Raw genomic sequence first — 13,094 nt, forward strand, 5'->3', positions numbered from 1 at the left:
ATTAACCTTGTTGCTGCCCATGAACTAAAACAGAAGCCTGCGTTTTCTAGCGCTGAACTGGCTACGCATCCCATATGGCGGGGATTGGGCAGGAAAACACACACCGTCAAACGCGCCGGCTGAGCTCGATTCGAGCGGAATTCCGCCCTCTGCAAACCTTCTAAAGATGGCCCGGAGGTTGCAATGATCTGATCAGCCACGCAAAAATGGCCGCAGTATCGTACCATGTTGGCAAGGAACTGGATTTTTCCAACGACAATTCGGCCTGCCTTTTTCGCGCGCCTGCATCTTCCAATAAGCAACGCAATTTGGCGCCAAAGGCATCCGCATCATCGGGTGGCACCAAAATACCAGCGTTTCCAACCGTTTCCGGGACCGCGCCCACATTGCAGGACAGGATTGGCAACCCGAACAGCATGGCCTCACTTAAAACCATGCCATATCCTTCATAGCGTGTGGCAAGCGCAAAGATACTTGCCGCGTTGAACAACCAGTTCAGGCTGTCTTGGTCCAATTCTCCCGTAAATCTTACCCGCGTGTCTAGATCCAACACACGTGCCTGTTCATACAGGTCATTGGCGGTGGGCTTGTCATGTTCTTTCCCGACAATCACAGCCTGCCACGGAACGTCCCTTATTCCCGTCAAAGCCTCCAGCAATGTGTCGTGCCCTTTTCGGCGCGCCAGAAGACCAACGGATAAAACCAACGGCGGCTGAATTGGCTGCCTGTTCACCTTCGGTCGATCAAAACCCGGTTCGGCGATCGTAATCAGATCCGGCTTGGCATCGAAACTCTGAACAAGGACCCGGGCAGTCTCGGGGCTTGGAACCACAACACGAGACGCATGCTGAAGCGCCGCCGCCTCATTGCGCATCAAAAACGCAGCCCGCTCAGCCGTTAACCCGGTTTCCAGCCCCAAGGGGTGGTGGATCATCGCGATAATCGGAGCCTTGACCTGTGCGAGCCCGTCAGGGTCGATTGATCCGAACACCAAGCCATCCAGAATAATCGGGCGTGTCTTGGGTACCGCGCAAAGGGCTTTGATCGTGGCGGCCATATCTTGCCGCGTTGGTTCAGGAAAGCTGTCGGGCAGTTCCAGATGCTGGGTTTCGCAGCCGATTTCGTTCAACAGGCGCAGTACCGTGGCCTCGTAGATAAATCCCCCAGTACGCCGGTCCTTGTCGCCGGGAATTGCGAAGACCGCCTCAGTCATGCCAATTGCTCATTTGCATATATCCCTAGGACCTTTTTCTCGCACCACGCGACAAACGCATAAGACACAACCGCCACAAGGCAAAGCACGACGACGCACGACCACAGCATATTGTAGTCTGACGTGCTGGAGGTCAGCGCCATCAGGACACCAATACCCCGGCCGGTCGCCAACCATTCAGCCGTTGTTACAGCCAACAAAGCCGCCGGCACGGCCATGCGGGCGGACGCAAACAAAGCAGGTAACATGGCTGGTATCTGTGCAGAGCGCAGCAATTGAAATCGGCTTGCGCCATAGCTGTCGAAAAGGTCCACAATTTGCGCAGGGGTCTGACGCAGCCCTTGAAGGCATGCGACAAGAGTTGGGAAGAAAATCATGACGGCCACGATCGCCACCGTTCCGGTAAAACCGCGTCCAAAGGCAAGAACCAAAAGCGGAGCGGTGGTTATGATTGGAACAGCGCGCAGAGCAATCGCGGTAGGCATGGTCGCTCGCGCGACTGGCGGCCAAAGCATGAGCAAGATTGCAAGCCCCGCCCCAAGGCCCAGACCGGCCAAATACCCCGGAACAGCATAGGCCAAAGTCGCCCCAAGCGCCGTAAGCAAAGTATTCAAATGTGCTGGTTCGGACAGAAACCTAAAGATGTCGCCGGGCCGCTTTGCAAAAAAGGCGTTCAGACCAAATGCGTCCATCGCGCCTTGCCACACCACGATGACCAGACCAACGACGGATACGAAACCAATCAGCCGGATCGTAATGGACTGCCCAAAATCCAAACGCTTTGGCGAGAATAATATCACCGGTGCATGCGGCGTGAATTCTTGCCTCAGCGCTCCGAGGCATCCATATCCAAGCATTGCAATCGCCGCCGAAACGCAAGCCAAGGCCCATGTTGCATCCGTTTGCAGCCCCCGCATGGCGCGAAGGGTAAGAACACCCAGACCACGCTCTGCACCGGTGAACTCTCCGATCATTGCGCCCAGATACGCGGCCGGGGCTGCAATCTGCAATCCAACGAACAGATAAGGCACACTGGCCCTAAGGCGCACCGTGAACAACGTCGCGACACGACCCCGGCCATAGACGGCCATCAAGTCTGTCCAATTCTGCGAAACCGCCTTCAGGCCGACCAAAAATGCCAGGAACGTTGTGTAGTACACCGCCAAAGCAGCCAGCGTGATCTGCGGTCCCGGCCCGGGTCCGAACAATACGCGCAGAATAGGGCCACTTGCGATCAGGGGTATGCAGAACACGAGCAGGGCAAGCGTTGAAATGGTCCATTCGGACCGTGGCAGCAAGATAACGATAACCGCCAGCATCATGGCCGCCAGGTTTCCCCAAAGAAAACCTAGTACCGCGTTGGTGGTTGTTTCGGTGGCTGCCCTCACAATCAAGCCTGAGTTATTGGTGAGGTAATCGGCGATGGCGACTGGCCCGCTGATGAACATACTGCCCGGTTGAGCGCGCGCCAAAAACTCCCAAACCAAGGCGAACACAACCGCAGTTACGATGAAACGACCAAAGGCCATTCAGGCGGCCTCTTCCAACGCGGTCAAAACGCGCATCGCAAGGTTCCGAAAAGCCGGTGCATTTGTTTCTGGCAAGGCGCGATTGTGGTGCAGGTCAACGGGAATGTCCGCCAAAACGCGCGCAGGCCGCGGAGACAGCACGATGACGCGGTCGGACAGCAGCACAGCCTCTTCCACCGAATGTGTCACAAGCAGCGTGGTCGTCTTGTTTTCGCGCCACAACGGAGGAAGATCACGGTTCAATCGTTGACGAGTGATCGCATCGACAGCGCCGAAAGGCTCATCCAGCAACAAGACATCGGGTGCCGAAATCAGGCTGCGTGCGATTGCAGCGCGCTGGCGCATACCGCCAGACAATTCGGCAGGCCGATGATCAGAAAATCCGACAAGTCCGACAAGGTCGATAAGCTCATCAACGCGGTCCACGGGCTTGCGCGCCAATTCGGCACCAAGCGCGATATTGGAGCGCACACTACGCCACGGCAACAGAGAGGAATCCTGAAACGCCATCGACAGCCCTCCGCGGCGGGCAACCTGCCTGGGTGTCTCTTGCCCTATTCGGATACTTCCCGAACCGGGCGTTTCCAGACCTGCGATCATGCGTAGGATGGTTGATTTTCCACACCCAGACGGACCAACCAATGCTGTCGTCTGCCCGGATTTGAATACAATCGAAAGCTGCGACACTGTTTCGACAGCGCCAAAGCTTTTCTGGATGTTGTCACAGTGGATATCGGCCTTGGTCACAATCCAATCCTCGGATCAGCCATAAACCTCTTCCAGCACCGAGCGATCCCACAGGTCTGCCGTAACCTTCCGCCCCAACAAGCCCAGGGTTTCGATGTTCTCAGCAACGGTGTCTTGCGTGAACCAACCGAACCCATGTTCGGCCGTCAGGTCCGAGAACATGAGCGGCACCTGCCGGGCTGCTTGAAGTTTCTGTACGGCGGGATCAAGCCCGGCATCGGGAAACATTTCTACGGCAAGTGAGGCCGCAGCATCCGTATCTTTGTAATAATCATTCCACCCCATAACCTCGCCTTTGAGCAACGAGACCAGCGTGTCGCGTCTTTCGGTCAATGAATCTTCGGTAACGATGTACGTTTGCGAATGCACGGCATAGCCGTAGTCCGCCATGAGCATCGTGGTGTTTTCAACGCCCTGCACCGTCATGGCGACAGGTAAATCGGTTTCCCAGCACAAGAGACAATCTACCTGCCCGCTGACCAGGGGTGCAGGGTCATATTGCGTGGGAACGATTTCAATTTGGTTAATGTCTACGCCGTTCAAAGTGCACAGCGCCTGCAGAACCGGTGTGTTGGCCACCGCCATGCCAATCTTTTTCCCGATCAGATCAGCAGGTTCATTCACCGGATTGCCGCTCAATGACGCGATCGCAAACGGGTTCTTTTGCATCGCAACCGCTATTATTTTAAATGGGGCGCCCTGCTCTACCGCGGCAGCTGTGTAGTCGGCGGCTGAAATTCCAACCAAAGCTGTTCCCGAAACCACCGGCGGCTCAACCGGCGCGTTTGGTCCGCCTTGTGCAAGTGAGACATCCAAACCCAGATCGGACCAATACCCGTTCTTCATCGCGATGTAGCTGCCGCCGAACTGAACAGAATGCAACCACGACAGCTGAAAGGTCACCGGCTGCAGATTGGCCGCGAGCGCGGGCAAAGCGGTCGCAGAGGCAGCAAATCCTGCCGCACTGGTTTGCAGGAAAAATCGACGTGATAGATGTACAGGCTTAATCATGGTGAACTTGCCTTCCCTTTTGATGAATGAGATCCGGTAATTCTTGGCCAAAGCACAACAAAAACAGCAGGCAGCGTAGCAACCAGAACAACGGCACCGTAGGTGATGCTGGATGCAAGGCCTTCACTGGAGGTTAGCCCGATGGTCGGGAAAAGAGCGGCAGCCGCCCCCTCTCTCCAACCCCAGCCACCGATGGATAGCGGTATGATCATGGCACACAATATCAACGGAATGACAGTTACCAAGCTCTCTATGGGTATATCGGCCCCAACTGCGCGGGCAGACGTGTAGAACCCGAAGATGAGACAGAAAGAGCTTACAACGCCTAACAAAAGAAACTCGGTTTGCGATTGTAGCCTGAGAAGGAACGAGACAAATCTGCCAACCGCTGTGTTAAAGCGCGACAAAGCGACAACGGTGATCAGGCCACATCCAAGCGTCAGGACGACCGTCCAGCTCAGCACAGGCATGTTGATCCCCAAAGGAAACATAAGCGCAGCAGAAAACCCAACGGAAAGAACGCAAATTATTGCGACCTGCCCCAGCAAACGCTCGGCAAGAACAGACTGCGCCGCAAGCCGCAGATCTGCCTGATGGCGCGTCCTGAAGGCGCGGGCAATATCCCCGGTGACCCCACCCGGCAGCACCGAGTTCGTCAATTGTGCAATATAGTACTCGCGCAAGGCGAACGGGTAATCAAACTGGATCTGCAATGCACGGGCAGTCAGCTGCCAACGCAGAGCCATCGATAAGGTTGCACCTGTCACCGCAAGGAGTGAGATGCCAATCCATCCCAGATGCAATGACATCAAATGCTCTGAAACCTTGGCGGCATCGGTCCACCACAACAGCGCAAAAATGACACCGATCGAAACAGCCAACCTGATCCAATAGCGTGTCATTTCGCCACCATGGCGGTCGAGGTCACCCCGGAAAATGCTGCAATGAAATCATCCCGGAAACTGTCCATGCGACGGACCGGCACGTCCGCACCGGGTACAAGACCGTCCGTCCAACCCCAGTGTTCCATCCGGTCCAAAACGTGCTGTGGACCGATCATGTGAACCGCGACATCCATGTTGTCGCTGCCCGATACGAACCCGGCTGCCTGATGGTCGCCGGCCACGACAATCAATGGGGCGTCATCAGCCAATTGTGCGACGTGGGAAAAGACAGCGTTCAGGACATAGTCCACCGATCTGCCGTAGGCATCCCGAACGGCGTCCTTGTCTTTCCACAGCACCTCCGGCTCTGGTCCGCGGGCCGCCATTTCGTTGAAAACGGTACCCTTTCCGACATCCTCCCACTGGATCAGTTCGGGGATTGGCGTCCATGGGGCATGTGATGATATCAAAGCGATCTGGATAAAGTCAGGTCGTGGGTCCGGGGGCAACAGATCGGGGTAGGCGGCCAAGGTGAACTGATCAGGCATCGTTACCCATCGGAAGGGTTCACCTTCGTACCCCAGCGCATCTTTGTTGAGGATAAGGTCAAACCCCATCGCGTCGCTTTCGGGCCAATCGCGTGTGATCGCAGGCATGATTGCCGTCGTGCGGTAACCGGCATCTTGGGCGATGTGAAACAGCCATTTCTTGCCGCTGTCGATCATCGCCTGATACCGGCCATTATCCGTGGTCCACAAACCACTGCCGAGCGACCCGTGCGCCAGCCAGCTTTGTCCACCAGCAGTTGGCGAGGTTAGCCAGCCGCTTTTCATAACAAACCCCAGGTCGGACAAGTCGTCCTGTGCGTAGCGCAGCGTGGCCAAATGCGTCGGCGCATAAAGCGGGTTGTCGAAACTCGCGCGACCGTAACTTTCGATCCAGATCAGGATCACGTCACGCCCGTCCAATTGGTTCAACAGCCCGCTGCGATTGGCATAGATATCTGACAAAGCCGCTTCGCGAAACTGTACCAAGTCCGCCGACGTCCTCTGCATCTGGTCCACGCGGTCAATCGCCAAACGTGTTGTCCAGGTGGTTCCCGGGGGGCTGGCTTGGAGTTTCCAGAAATTCATATGGTGCCCGGCGTCAGCCACCGCCCACCCGAAACATCCCAGCGCAGCTACCCCTGCGGCTTGCGTGGTCTTTCCGCTCGGGCTCAATTCCGCCCAAGAGGCCAAACTCCGGAGCAACACCAGAAACCAAAAAGCCAGCAGTAAAGCGGCGAAAACCAACGCGACACCAACCCAGGTGACCCCGAGACTGTCCCGTGCAAATTCAAACCCGGCATTGATCAGCGATCTGTCCACAATCGGGTTGAATGGCCGATTATAGGCCGTGAACATCACGTAGTCGGCAAGCTTCAAGGCAGTGAGGATGACAAGCACCGACGCCACCAGATACGCCACACCCGCGCGGCGACCCAAAAGCACCATGAACAGCAGCAGAACCGGCAACTCCAACGGCCAACGGGTGAATGCGCCCCACCCCATCGCATCAGGATGATTGGGCAGTGCGAACACAACAAAAACAACTGCCGCTCCAAGGGCCGGGATAAGGGCTTGCTTCATGTTGCGCGCCTTAGAAGCCAATTGATATCCACTGCGAAGGACCAGCATAGCAGAATTGCGGCAAAAATTGATACTGGCGCTGCCAAGAACTTTGGTGTCATTGGGAACAGCAACGCAATCAGCGCGCCGATCTGTATCACGCAGATGGCTTTACGCCGAAACGACTCGGGCAGGTCTGCGCGCAATGGTGTCACGAAAAAAGACGCGGCACTGAAAAGGTATCGCATGAACCCCAAGACGAGGATTTCAGGGCCCGTTGTGCCCGTTGCCAAAAGCCACATCGCCAAAACAGCAGCCAACAGCGCGTCAGTTTCCATGTCAAATCTTGCACCGAACTGAGATGTCAGGCCTGCCCGCCTTGCCAACCAGCCATCGATCCCATCCAGCGAAAACGCAGCGGCTGCCACCCAAAATACCAGCCAACTTGATACGGTTGCGTCAATCACCGCACCTGCAAGAAACGCAACCATCGCAGCACGCGCAAGGGTCACGACGTTGCACAACCCGAATATGTCGTGGGGATAAGAGTACCGCAAACCGCGCATCACCAGGACCACAGCGACCCCGAAAATCAACAAAGGCACCAGCGCGGACCCATTGGTTAGTAGCGCGGCGCCGACAATGCCGAGCGCGAGAAAACCGCTTGAAATACTCAGACCAACTATCGGCGGATCTAGCTCAGCGGTCCTTACGTTGTTAAAAATATCACTGTCAAACATGCACTTCACCAAATTGCTTTGATAACAAACCTAGTACAACAATCATTTACGGGTACCCTCCCAAAGTCTTGTGCGCGTCGGTCCGCCTGCAAAGCATAGGGACGCGGACAAGTTTCATGGGTGCAAGGCTTGTTTCAGACGTACCAAGCAGCCCAGCCGAACCTGTTGCGCGATGACTTTTCCATGTCGTGCAGCACATTTTTTTGGTGCTCATGTTTTTTCGGCCTTTATCCTTCGCCAATCTATATCATAGTTATTGAATATATTGTCCGGAGGGCCGCAGGCGATGAGAATTACGCAAAAACCAAAGTTTGCGCTTGGCAGAAGACCAATTCAGCAAATCCTTTGTACCACTGCCGTCTTCGGCGTATTCGCAACGGCGTCTCTGGCCGATATGGCTCGATACGACCTCGACCCCGATCACACGACGGTTTACTTCACGATTGATCATATCGGCTATGCAAAAACCCTGGGCGTATTCACCGAGGTCACCGGCAGTTTTCTGTATGACACGGAAACTCAGCAACTTAGCGATGTTCAGGTCGCCATCCGAGCAGAATCTGTCACGACCTTCCACGATGCGCGGGATAGCCATGTTCGCAACCGCGACTTTTTGAATGCGTCGACCTTTCCCGAAATAACGTTCACGGCAAATGGCGGTAATCCTACCAATACAAACTCTGGTACTGTCACCGGTGATCTGACCATTCTGGGCCAATCCAGACCAGTGACCCTGAACGCAACGCTCAACAAAGTTGCGGAATATCCGTTCGGACACAGCCGTGAGGTGCTTGGGCTTTCGCTGAATACGTCGATTATGCGGAGTGACTTTGGAATGACCTACGGCGTTGACAACGGGCTTGTCGGTGACGAAGTCACTATCAACATCGAAACAGAAGCAATCAAAAGCGACAACTGAGACCGCATGTACCGCATTTGCCCCTAAGGCCAATGCGCAAATTGGAACGACCGAGGCGTTCAGGGGCGGGTGACAACAAAGTCAGGCACAATGCCTGCCCGTTCGATCGCGTGCCCTACGTCATGCCCTGCGAAAAAGCCAAAACCAGAAATAAGCGCCGACGCCACACCAGCGGCACGGGCGCCCAGAATGTCTGTATGCAAGCTGTCGCCGACCATCAGGACGCGAGATTTGTCAACAGTGCCGAGGCGTTGAAATGCAAGATCAAAGATATTGCCAAACGGCTTTCCGAAGAACTGCGGGACAACTCCGGTCCGGTCGGCCAGGCGGTGCGCAAAAAGACCAGGTTCTTTTGAAAAGCCATCTTCGCGCGGCGCAACAATGTCCGGATTGCCGACCCAGACCGGGCGCGGTCGCGCAAGTAAGGCGGTTTCCAACATTGCCTGTCGCTGTTCGGTCCAAGCTGCCGACCCGACCAGCAAGAACCCATCTACGGCGTCATAGGCGTGCTGATCATCCTGTAGATAAGTCAGATTCAAACCTTCCAGATCCCGAAGGCCCGCGCTTGGTGTCGCCATCAAACCCCAATGCAGCCCGCTTTGACCATTGAGTTCGCTGAGCAGCGTAGCCCGGCTGGTAATCACATCACGCGGCGCAAAATCATAACCAAGCCGTGTATATTTTTCCATAAGGGTCGCGTGCGGAAATCCCGCGGCGTTCGACACAACCAGCACGCGCTTGCCTGCGGCTTGCAGCGACTTGACGCGCTCAGGCGTTTCAGGGATCGCGGTTTCCCCGATATTGAGAACTCCGAACGCATCAAGTAGGAACACGTCGAACTCATCCGCGATATCCTCCAGCGTATCGGCGTGTCGATAGGTCACCTCAGCCGGGGCGATCTCCGGCAGCCGGTGGCGCACGGCTTCGTAAGCGTCAAAAGCGTCCTGAGTTGTGACCCCGGTCAAATGATCGCTCCTCGGACTTTTGCCGAAACCCACTCACTGATCATGACCGCGACGAGAATTACAATCAGGATCAGGCTGACCTGCGGCCACGCCAGAACATTAAGCGAGGCCGACAATTGCAACCCGATGCCACCAGCACCAACCAGCCCTAGAACCGTGGACTCGCGGATATTGATATCCCAGCGGAACACCGCAATGCCAGCAAACGCGGGCAGGATTTGCGGCACGATCCCATAAGCCATGACCTGCCACCGCGACGCACCTGTCGCCGTGATGGCCTCGACCTGGCTGTGATCGATTTCCTCGATAGCTTCATAAAGCAGCTTGGCGCAGAATCCGATTGACCGGATGGCGATTGCAATGACACCCGCAAAAACGCCGGGCCCGATGATTGCGATCAGCAAAAGCGCCCAGATCAACGAGTTGATCGAGCGTGTCGAAACGATGACCAACAGGGCTATGGGTCGGATAAACAGCGCCGATGGCGTGGTGTTCCGCGCGGCCAGAAAGGCCACGGGCACTGCCAGGATCAAGGCAATGATCGTTCCAAGCGTGGCAATGTTGAGCGTATCCCAGATCGGGCGGCCCAACTGGGTAATATAATCCCATTTGGGCGGTGTCGCACGCGTCCATATGTCATTTGCAATGCGGGGTGCGTCCCAAACAAAGAACCAGGTCGTAGACTCTGAAATCAGCTGCCAGCAATAGACAAAGACCGCCACGCCCAACAGCCACCCAAACCAGCGAACCAGGCTTTGGCCCGTAGTCCGCCTGCGCCAGATTTGCGCATCGTCGCGTTCAAGTACGGGCATTACTGGACCCTCGCTCGGATAATGCCTGAAAGGTATTCTAGCGCCATAACGATCCCGATGATCAGAATGAGGATTGCGGCGGCCGTGTCGTATTCATACCTGTCAAACGCGGTATTAAGTGTTGCGCCGATCCCGCCAGCCCCAACCAATCCAAGGATCGCGCTTTCGCGAAAGTTGATATCTATGCGGTACATGGAAAGCCCGACGAGGCGCGGCATGACTTGCGGCTGAACCCCGTAGTTGATCCACTGCATCCAACGCGCGCCAGAAGCTTTGATTGCCTCGGCCTGAACCTTGTCCATCGCCTCGATATCTTCGGCGAGCAGCTTGGACAGAAACCCGATAGTGGCGAAGGAAAGTGTCAGGAACCCTGCCAGCGGGCCAAACCCGAAGATGGCCACCAGCAAAATGGCGACGATGATCTCTTGCAAGGCCCGGCTGATGGCAACGATGCCGCGGCACACGATGTAGACCGGCAGCGGGGCAATGTTGCGTGCCGCGCCCAATCCGATTGGGATCGAAATCAAGATACCCACAACCGATGCAGCAACGGTCATTATGATACTTTCAAGCAAGCCACTCCAGATATCGCCCCAGCGCGAAATAAAGTCCGGGCTCGTGAAAGCCATAACAAACGCCCAGCCCCTGTCCAAACCTTCGTAAACCCGACCCCAATCGACGTCGATGGTCAGAAACGCTGCGATCAGATAGGCGAAAAAACCCACAATCAAAGCCCAGCGGAGCCATGCATTTTTGACAAAAGCTGGTTTACGCCAGCCTTTTCCCAGCATGTCATCAAGTTCTCTGTGGCTCATTCTGCAGCCTCGACTTCTTCGTCATCGTCCACTTTTTCAATGGTCGCTTCCCAGTCTTCTTCGCCGTAAATCTCGGTCAACTTATCTGGGGTAAGGCCTGTCGGTCGACCATCGTAAACAATTTCTCCAAACCGAAGACCCACGACACGGGGCACAAACATTTGCGCAAGGGCCACATCGTGAATATTGATGATCGCTGCCAAACCGCGCTCATGGCATAGCTCGGTGATCAGCCGCATGATCTGACGGCTGGTTTTCGGGTCCAATGAGGCTGTCGGTTCGTCAACCAACAAGAGTTTCGGGTTTTGAATCAGGGCACGGCAGATACCGACCCGTTGACGCTGGCCGCCTGAAAGCTCATCTGCGCGTTTGTCGGCCATGTGCAGCAGACCCACCCGATCCAGCAGGCGGAAGGCCTCATCAACGTCCGACTGCGGGTACCGCCGCAGAAAACTGCGCCAGAAACCGACATATCCCAGCCGCCCCGACAGGACGTTTTCCATCACGGTTAGGCGTTCGACCAACGCGTATTCCTGAAAGATCATGCCCATCTCGCGGCGCGCTTTCCGCAATGCACCTGAACCCAGCCGGGTCAGGTCCACATCGTCCAAAAGGACACCGCCGCTGGATGGTTCAACCAGGCGGTTGATACAGCGGATCATGGTTGATTTGCCCGCGCCAGACGGCCCGATCAACGCAAGCACCTGCCCCTTTGGCACCTCAAGATCAATTGCCTTAAGCGCCTGATCCCCGGTTTTGTATGTTTTCGTCAGCTTTTGAAGACGCAGCATGTATTGCCCCTGCTTAGGGTGGAAAGCGGGCCGGTCAGGCCCGCTTTGGATAGGTATTACTCGCAGGCGTATGAGACGCCATTTGCCGCGTCAATCTTGCGGATCACGTCCCAGAACTCCTGGTACGTCATTTCAAGAAACTGTCCTTCGTTCGACTTCGAGAACTCTTCCTCGAGCGATGTACCCTCCCACTCGAAGCTGAAGAACGCATTGCGTATCTTTTCCTGCAACTCTGGCTGCAAGTTATACACAGTGCCATAGCCGGTCGTTGGAAAGGTCTGCGATTTATAGATCGTGACAACGTCATCTTCGCTGATGACATCGCGCGAGATCATGCGGAACTTTACCGAGTTCGCAATAGAGGCCGCCATGTAATCCTTGTTGGCCACACCAAGGATCGAGTTATCGTGCTTGCCCGAAAAGACCGGCTCGAAATCACGCTCAGGCAGCAAATCGAAATCGCCTTTCAGAATTGCTGAAGGCGCTTTGAAGCCGGAATTCGACGTAGGCGAAGTAAAGGCAAGTTGCTTGCCCTTGATGTCCTCGACTTTTTCGATTCCCGAGCCGGGATATGTGATGATTTCCATCTCATAGCCGAAACTGCCGTCCTTTGCTGCCATGATTGTAAATGGCCGGAAACCGGCGCAGTTCACGGCCAGCGGGTTCGAACCTGTATTGAAACCTGCAATGTGCAGACGACCAGATCGCATCGCCTCAATCTGGGCAGCGTTGTTTTGAACCGGGAAGAAAACGACCTCTTTGCCGGTTTCTGCCGAAAGATGATCAAGGAAATCCGACCACGCCGATTTGTATACTGCGGGGTCTTCAACGGGAGTAAAGGCAAATATGAGGGTGTCGGGGTCAATTAGTTGCGACGGATCGGTTGGAATATCTGCGATCAGGTCGCCGTCAGCGTCGCAAAACCGCTCATCTAGATCACCGCGCGGGCAGTCTTGTGCCGAAGCCGTGCCAGCCAACGACAACAGCGAAATTGCCGAGACCCCGATAAGTAGTTTGATGTCGATTTTCATGTTTTCCTCCCAGGTTTGCGCGGTTTTTTT

13 protein-coding genes are annotated in these 13,094 nt (G+C 55.6%); 1 reads left to right on the forward strand and 12 read right to left on the reverse strand.

The window, feature by feature from the left end; all coding sequences use genetic code 11:
* Window positions 1–160: 160 nt before the first annotated feature.
* From AC2FIT_RS06175 to AC2FIT_RS06205, 7 genes are read right to left on the reverse strand one after another with little or no spacing between them, the layout of a single operon-like run.
* Window positions 161–1,213, reverse strand: coding sequence for a glycosyltransferase family 4 protein (locus AC2FIT_RS06175; protein ID WP_496827658.1), 1,053 nt, complete (start codon window positions 1,211–1,213; stop codon window positions 161–163).
* Entirely contained in the window at window positions 1,210–2,742 is a 1,533-nt protein-coding gene (locus AC2FIT_RS06180; protein ID WP_496827660.1) for an ABC transporter permease, read from the reverse strand. The genes AC2FIT_RS06175 and AC2FIT_RS06180 overlap by 4 nt, the downstream gene beginning before the upstream one ends.
* A complete protein-coding gene (locus AC2FIT_RS06185; protein WP_496827662.1) occupies window positions 2,743–3,489 on the reverse strand; it encodes an ABC transporter ATP-binding protein in 747 nt (248 codons plus the stop codon).
* A 15-nt stretch (window positions 3,490–3,504) separates the two neighbouring features.
* Window positions 3,505–4,500, reverse strand: coding sequence for an ABC transporter substrate-binding protein (locus tag AC2FIT_RS06190; RefSeq protein WP_496827664.1), 996 nt, complete (start codon window positions 4,498–4,500; stop codon window positions 3,505–3,507).
* Window positions 4,497–5,402 (reverse strand): lysylphosphatidylglycerol synthase transmembrane domain-containing protein, encoded by a 906-nt coding sequence (locus tag AC2FIT_RS06195; RefSeq protein ID WP_496827666.1) that lies wholly within the window; start codon window positions 5,400–5,402, stop codon window positions 4,497–4,499. The genes AC2FIT_RS06190 and AC2FIT_RS06195 overlap by 4 nt, the downstream gene beginning before the upstream one ends.
* Window positions 5,399–7,012: a sulfatase-like hydrolase/transferase gene (locus tag AC2FIT_RS06200; protein WP_496827668.1), complete on the reverse strand. Its 1,614-nt coding sequence runs from the start codon at window positions 7,010–7,012 to the stop codon at window positions 5,399–5,401. The genes AC2FIT_RS06195 and AC2FIT_RS06200 overlap by 4 nt, the downstream gene beginning before the upstream one ends.
* On the reverse strand, window positions 7,009–7,731 hold the full coding sequence (locus tag AC2FIT_RS06205) for a CDP-alcohol phosphatidyltransferase family protein (protein WP_496827670.1): 723 nt from the start codon (window positions 7,729–7,731) through the stop codon (window positions 7,009–7,011). The genes AC2FIT_RS06200 and AC2FIT_RS06205 overlap by 4 nt, the downstream gene beginning before the upstream one ends.
* Before the next feature lie 286 nt (window positions 7,732–8,017).
* Here AC2FIT_RS06205 and AC2FIT_RS06210 point away from each other — a divergent pair, with 286 nt between their 5' ends.
* Entirely contained in the window at window positions 8,018–8,650 is a 633-nt protein-coding gene (locus AC2FIT_RS06210; protein WP_496827672.1) for a YceI family protein, read from the forward strand.
* A 59-nt stretch (window positions 8,651–8,709) separates the two neighbouring features.
* Here AC2FIT_RS06210 and AC2FIT_RS06215 read toward each other — a convergent pair whose 3' ends face one another.
* Genes AC2FIT_RS06215 through phnD form a run of 5 tightly spaced genes read right to left on the reverse strand, consistent with a single transcriptional unit; the run spans window position 8,710 to window position 13,064 of the window.
* Entirely contained in the window at window positions 8,710–9,615 is a 906-nt protein-coding gene (locus AC2FIT_RS06215; RefSeq protein WP_496827674.1) for an HAD-IIA family hydrolase, read from the reverse strand.
* A complete protein-coding gene (gene phnE, locus AC2FIT_RS06220; protein WP_496827676.1) occupies window positions 9,612–10,427 on the reverse strand; it encodes a phosphonate ABC transporter, permease protein PhnE in 816 nt (271 codons plus the stop codon). Before phnE (AC2FIT_RS06220) ends, AC2FIT_RS06215 begins: the two co-directional genes overlap by 4 nt.
* Window positions 10,427–11,242 (reverse strand): phosphonate ABC transporter, permease protein PhnE, encoded by an 816-nt coding sequence (gene phnE, locus AC2FIT_RS06225; RefSeq protein WP_496827678.1) that lies wholly within the window; start codon window positions 11,240–11,242, stop codon window positions 10,427–10,429. The genes phnE (AC2FIT_RS06220) and phnE (AC2FIT_RS06225) overlap by 1 nt, the downstream gene beginning before the upstream one ends.
* Window positions 11,239–12,033: a phosphonate ABC transporter ATP-binding protein gene (phnC, locus tag AC2FIT_RS06230; protein ID WP_496827680.1), complete on the reverse strand. Its 795-nt coding sequence runs from the start codon at window positions 12,031–12,033 to the stop codon at window positions 11,239–11,241. Before phnC ends, phnE (AC2FIT_RS06225) begins: the two co-directional genes overlap by 4 nt.
* Window positions 12,034–12,089: 56 nt before the next feature.
* Window positions 12,090–13,064 (reverse strand): phosphate/phosphite/phosphonate ABC transporter substrate-binding protein, encoded by a 975-nt coding sequence (gene phnD, locus AC2FIT_RS06235; protein ID WP_496827682.1) that lies wholly within the window; start codon window positions 13,062–13,064, stop codon window positions 12,090–12,092.
* Window positions 13,065–13,094 lie beyond the last annotated feature (30 nt).

The sequence above is a fragment of the Ruegeria sp. YTSA135 genome (genome assembly GCF_059610165.1).

What these genes read in the sequence shown, in the direction of transcription:
- AC2FIT_RS06205 (WP_496827670.1), bottom strand. Translation starts at nt 7,731, where the DNA reads ATGTTTGACAGTGATATTTTTAACAACGTAAGGACCGCTGAGCTAGAT.
- AC2FIT_RS06190 (WP_496827664.1), bottom strand. Translation starts at nt 4,500, where the DNA reads ATGATTAAGCCTGTACATCTATCACGTCGATTTTTCCTGCAAACCAGT.
- AC2FIT_RS06175 (WP_496827658.1), bottom strand. Translation starts at nt 1,213, where the DNA reads ATGACTGAGGCGGTCTTCGCAATTCCCGGCGACAAGGACCGGCGTACT.
- phnE (WP_496827678.1), bottom strand. Translation starts at nt 11,242, where the DNA reads ATGAGCCACAGAGAACTTGATGACATGCTGGGAAAAGGCTGGCGTAAA.
- phnE (WP_496827676.1), bottom strand. Translation starts at nt 10,427, where the DNA reads ATGCCCGTACTTGAACGCGACGATGCGCAAATCTGGCGCAGGCGGACT.
- AC2FIT_RS06195 (WP_496827666.1), bottom strand. Translation starts at nt 5,402, where the DNA reads ATGACACGCTATTGGATCAGGTTGGCTGTTTCGATCGGTGTCATTTTT.
- AC2FIT_RS06210 (WP_496827672.1), top strand. Translation starts at nt 8,018, where the DNA reads ATGAGAATTACGCAAAAACCAAAGTTTGCGCTTGGCAGAAGACCAATT.
- AC2FIT_RS06200 (WP_496827668.1), bottom strand. Translation starts at nt 7,012, where the DNA reads ATGAAGCAAGCCCTTATCCCGGCCCTTGGAGCGGCAGTTGTTTTTGTT.
- phnC (WP_496827680.1), bottom strand. Translation starts at nt 12,033, where the DNA reads ATGCTGCGTCTTCAAAAGCTGACGAAAACATACAAAACCGGGGATCAG.
- AC2FIT_RS06180 (WP_496827660.1), bottom strand. Translation starts at nt 2,742, where the DNA reads ATGGCCTTTGGTCGTTTCATCGTAACTGCGGTTGTGTTCGCCTTGGTT.
- phnD (WP_496827682.1), bottom strand. Translation starts at nt 13,064, where the DNA reads ATGAAAATCGACATCAAACTACTTATCGGGGTCTCGGCAATTTCGCTG.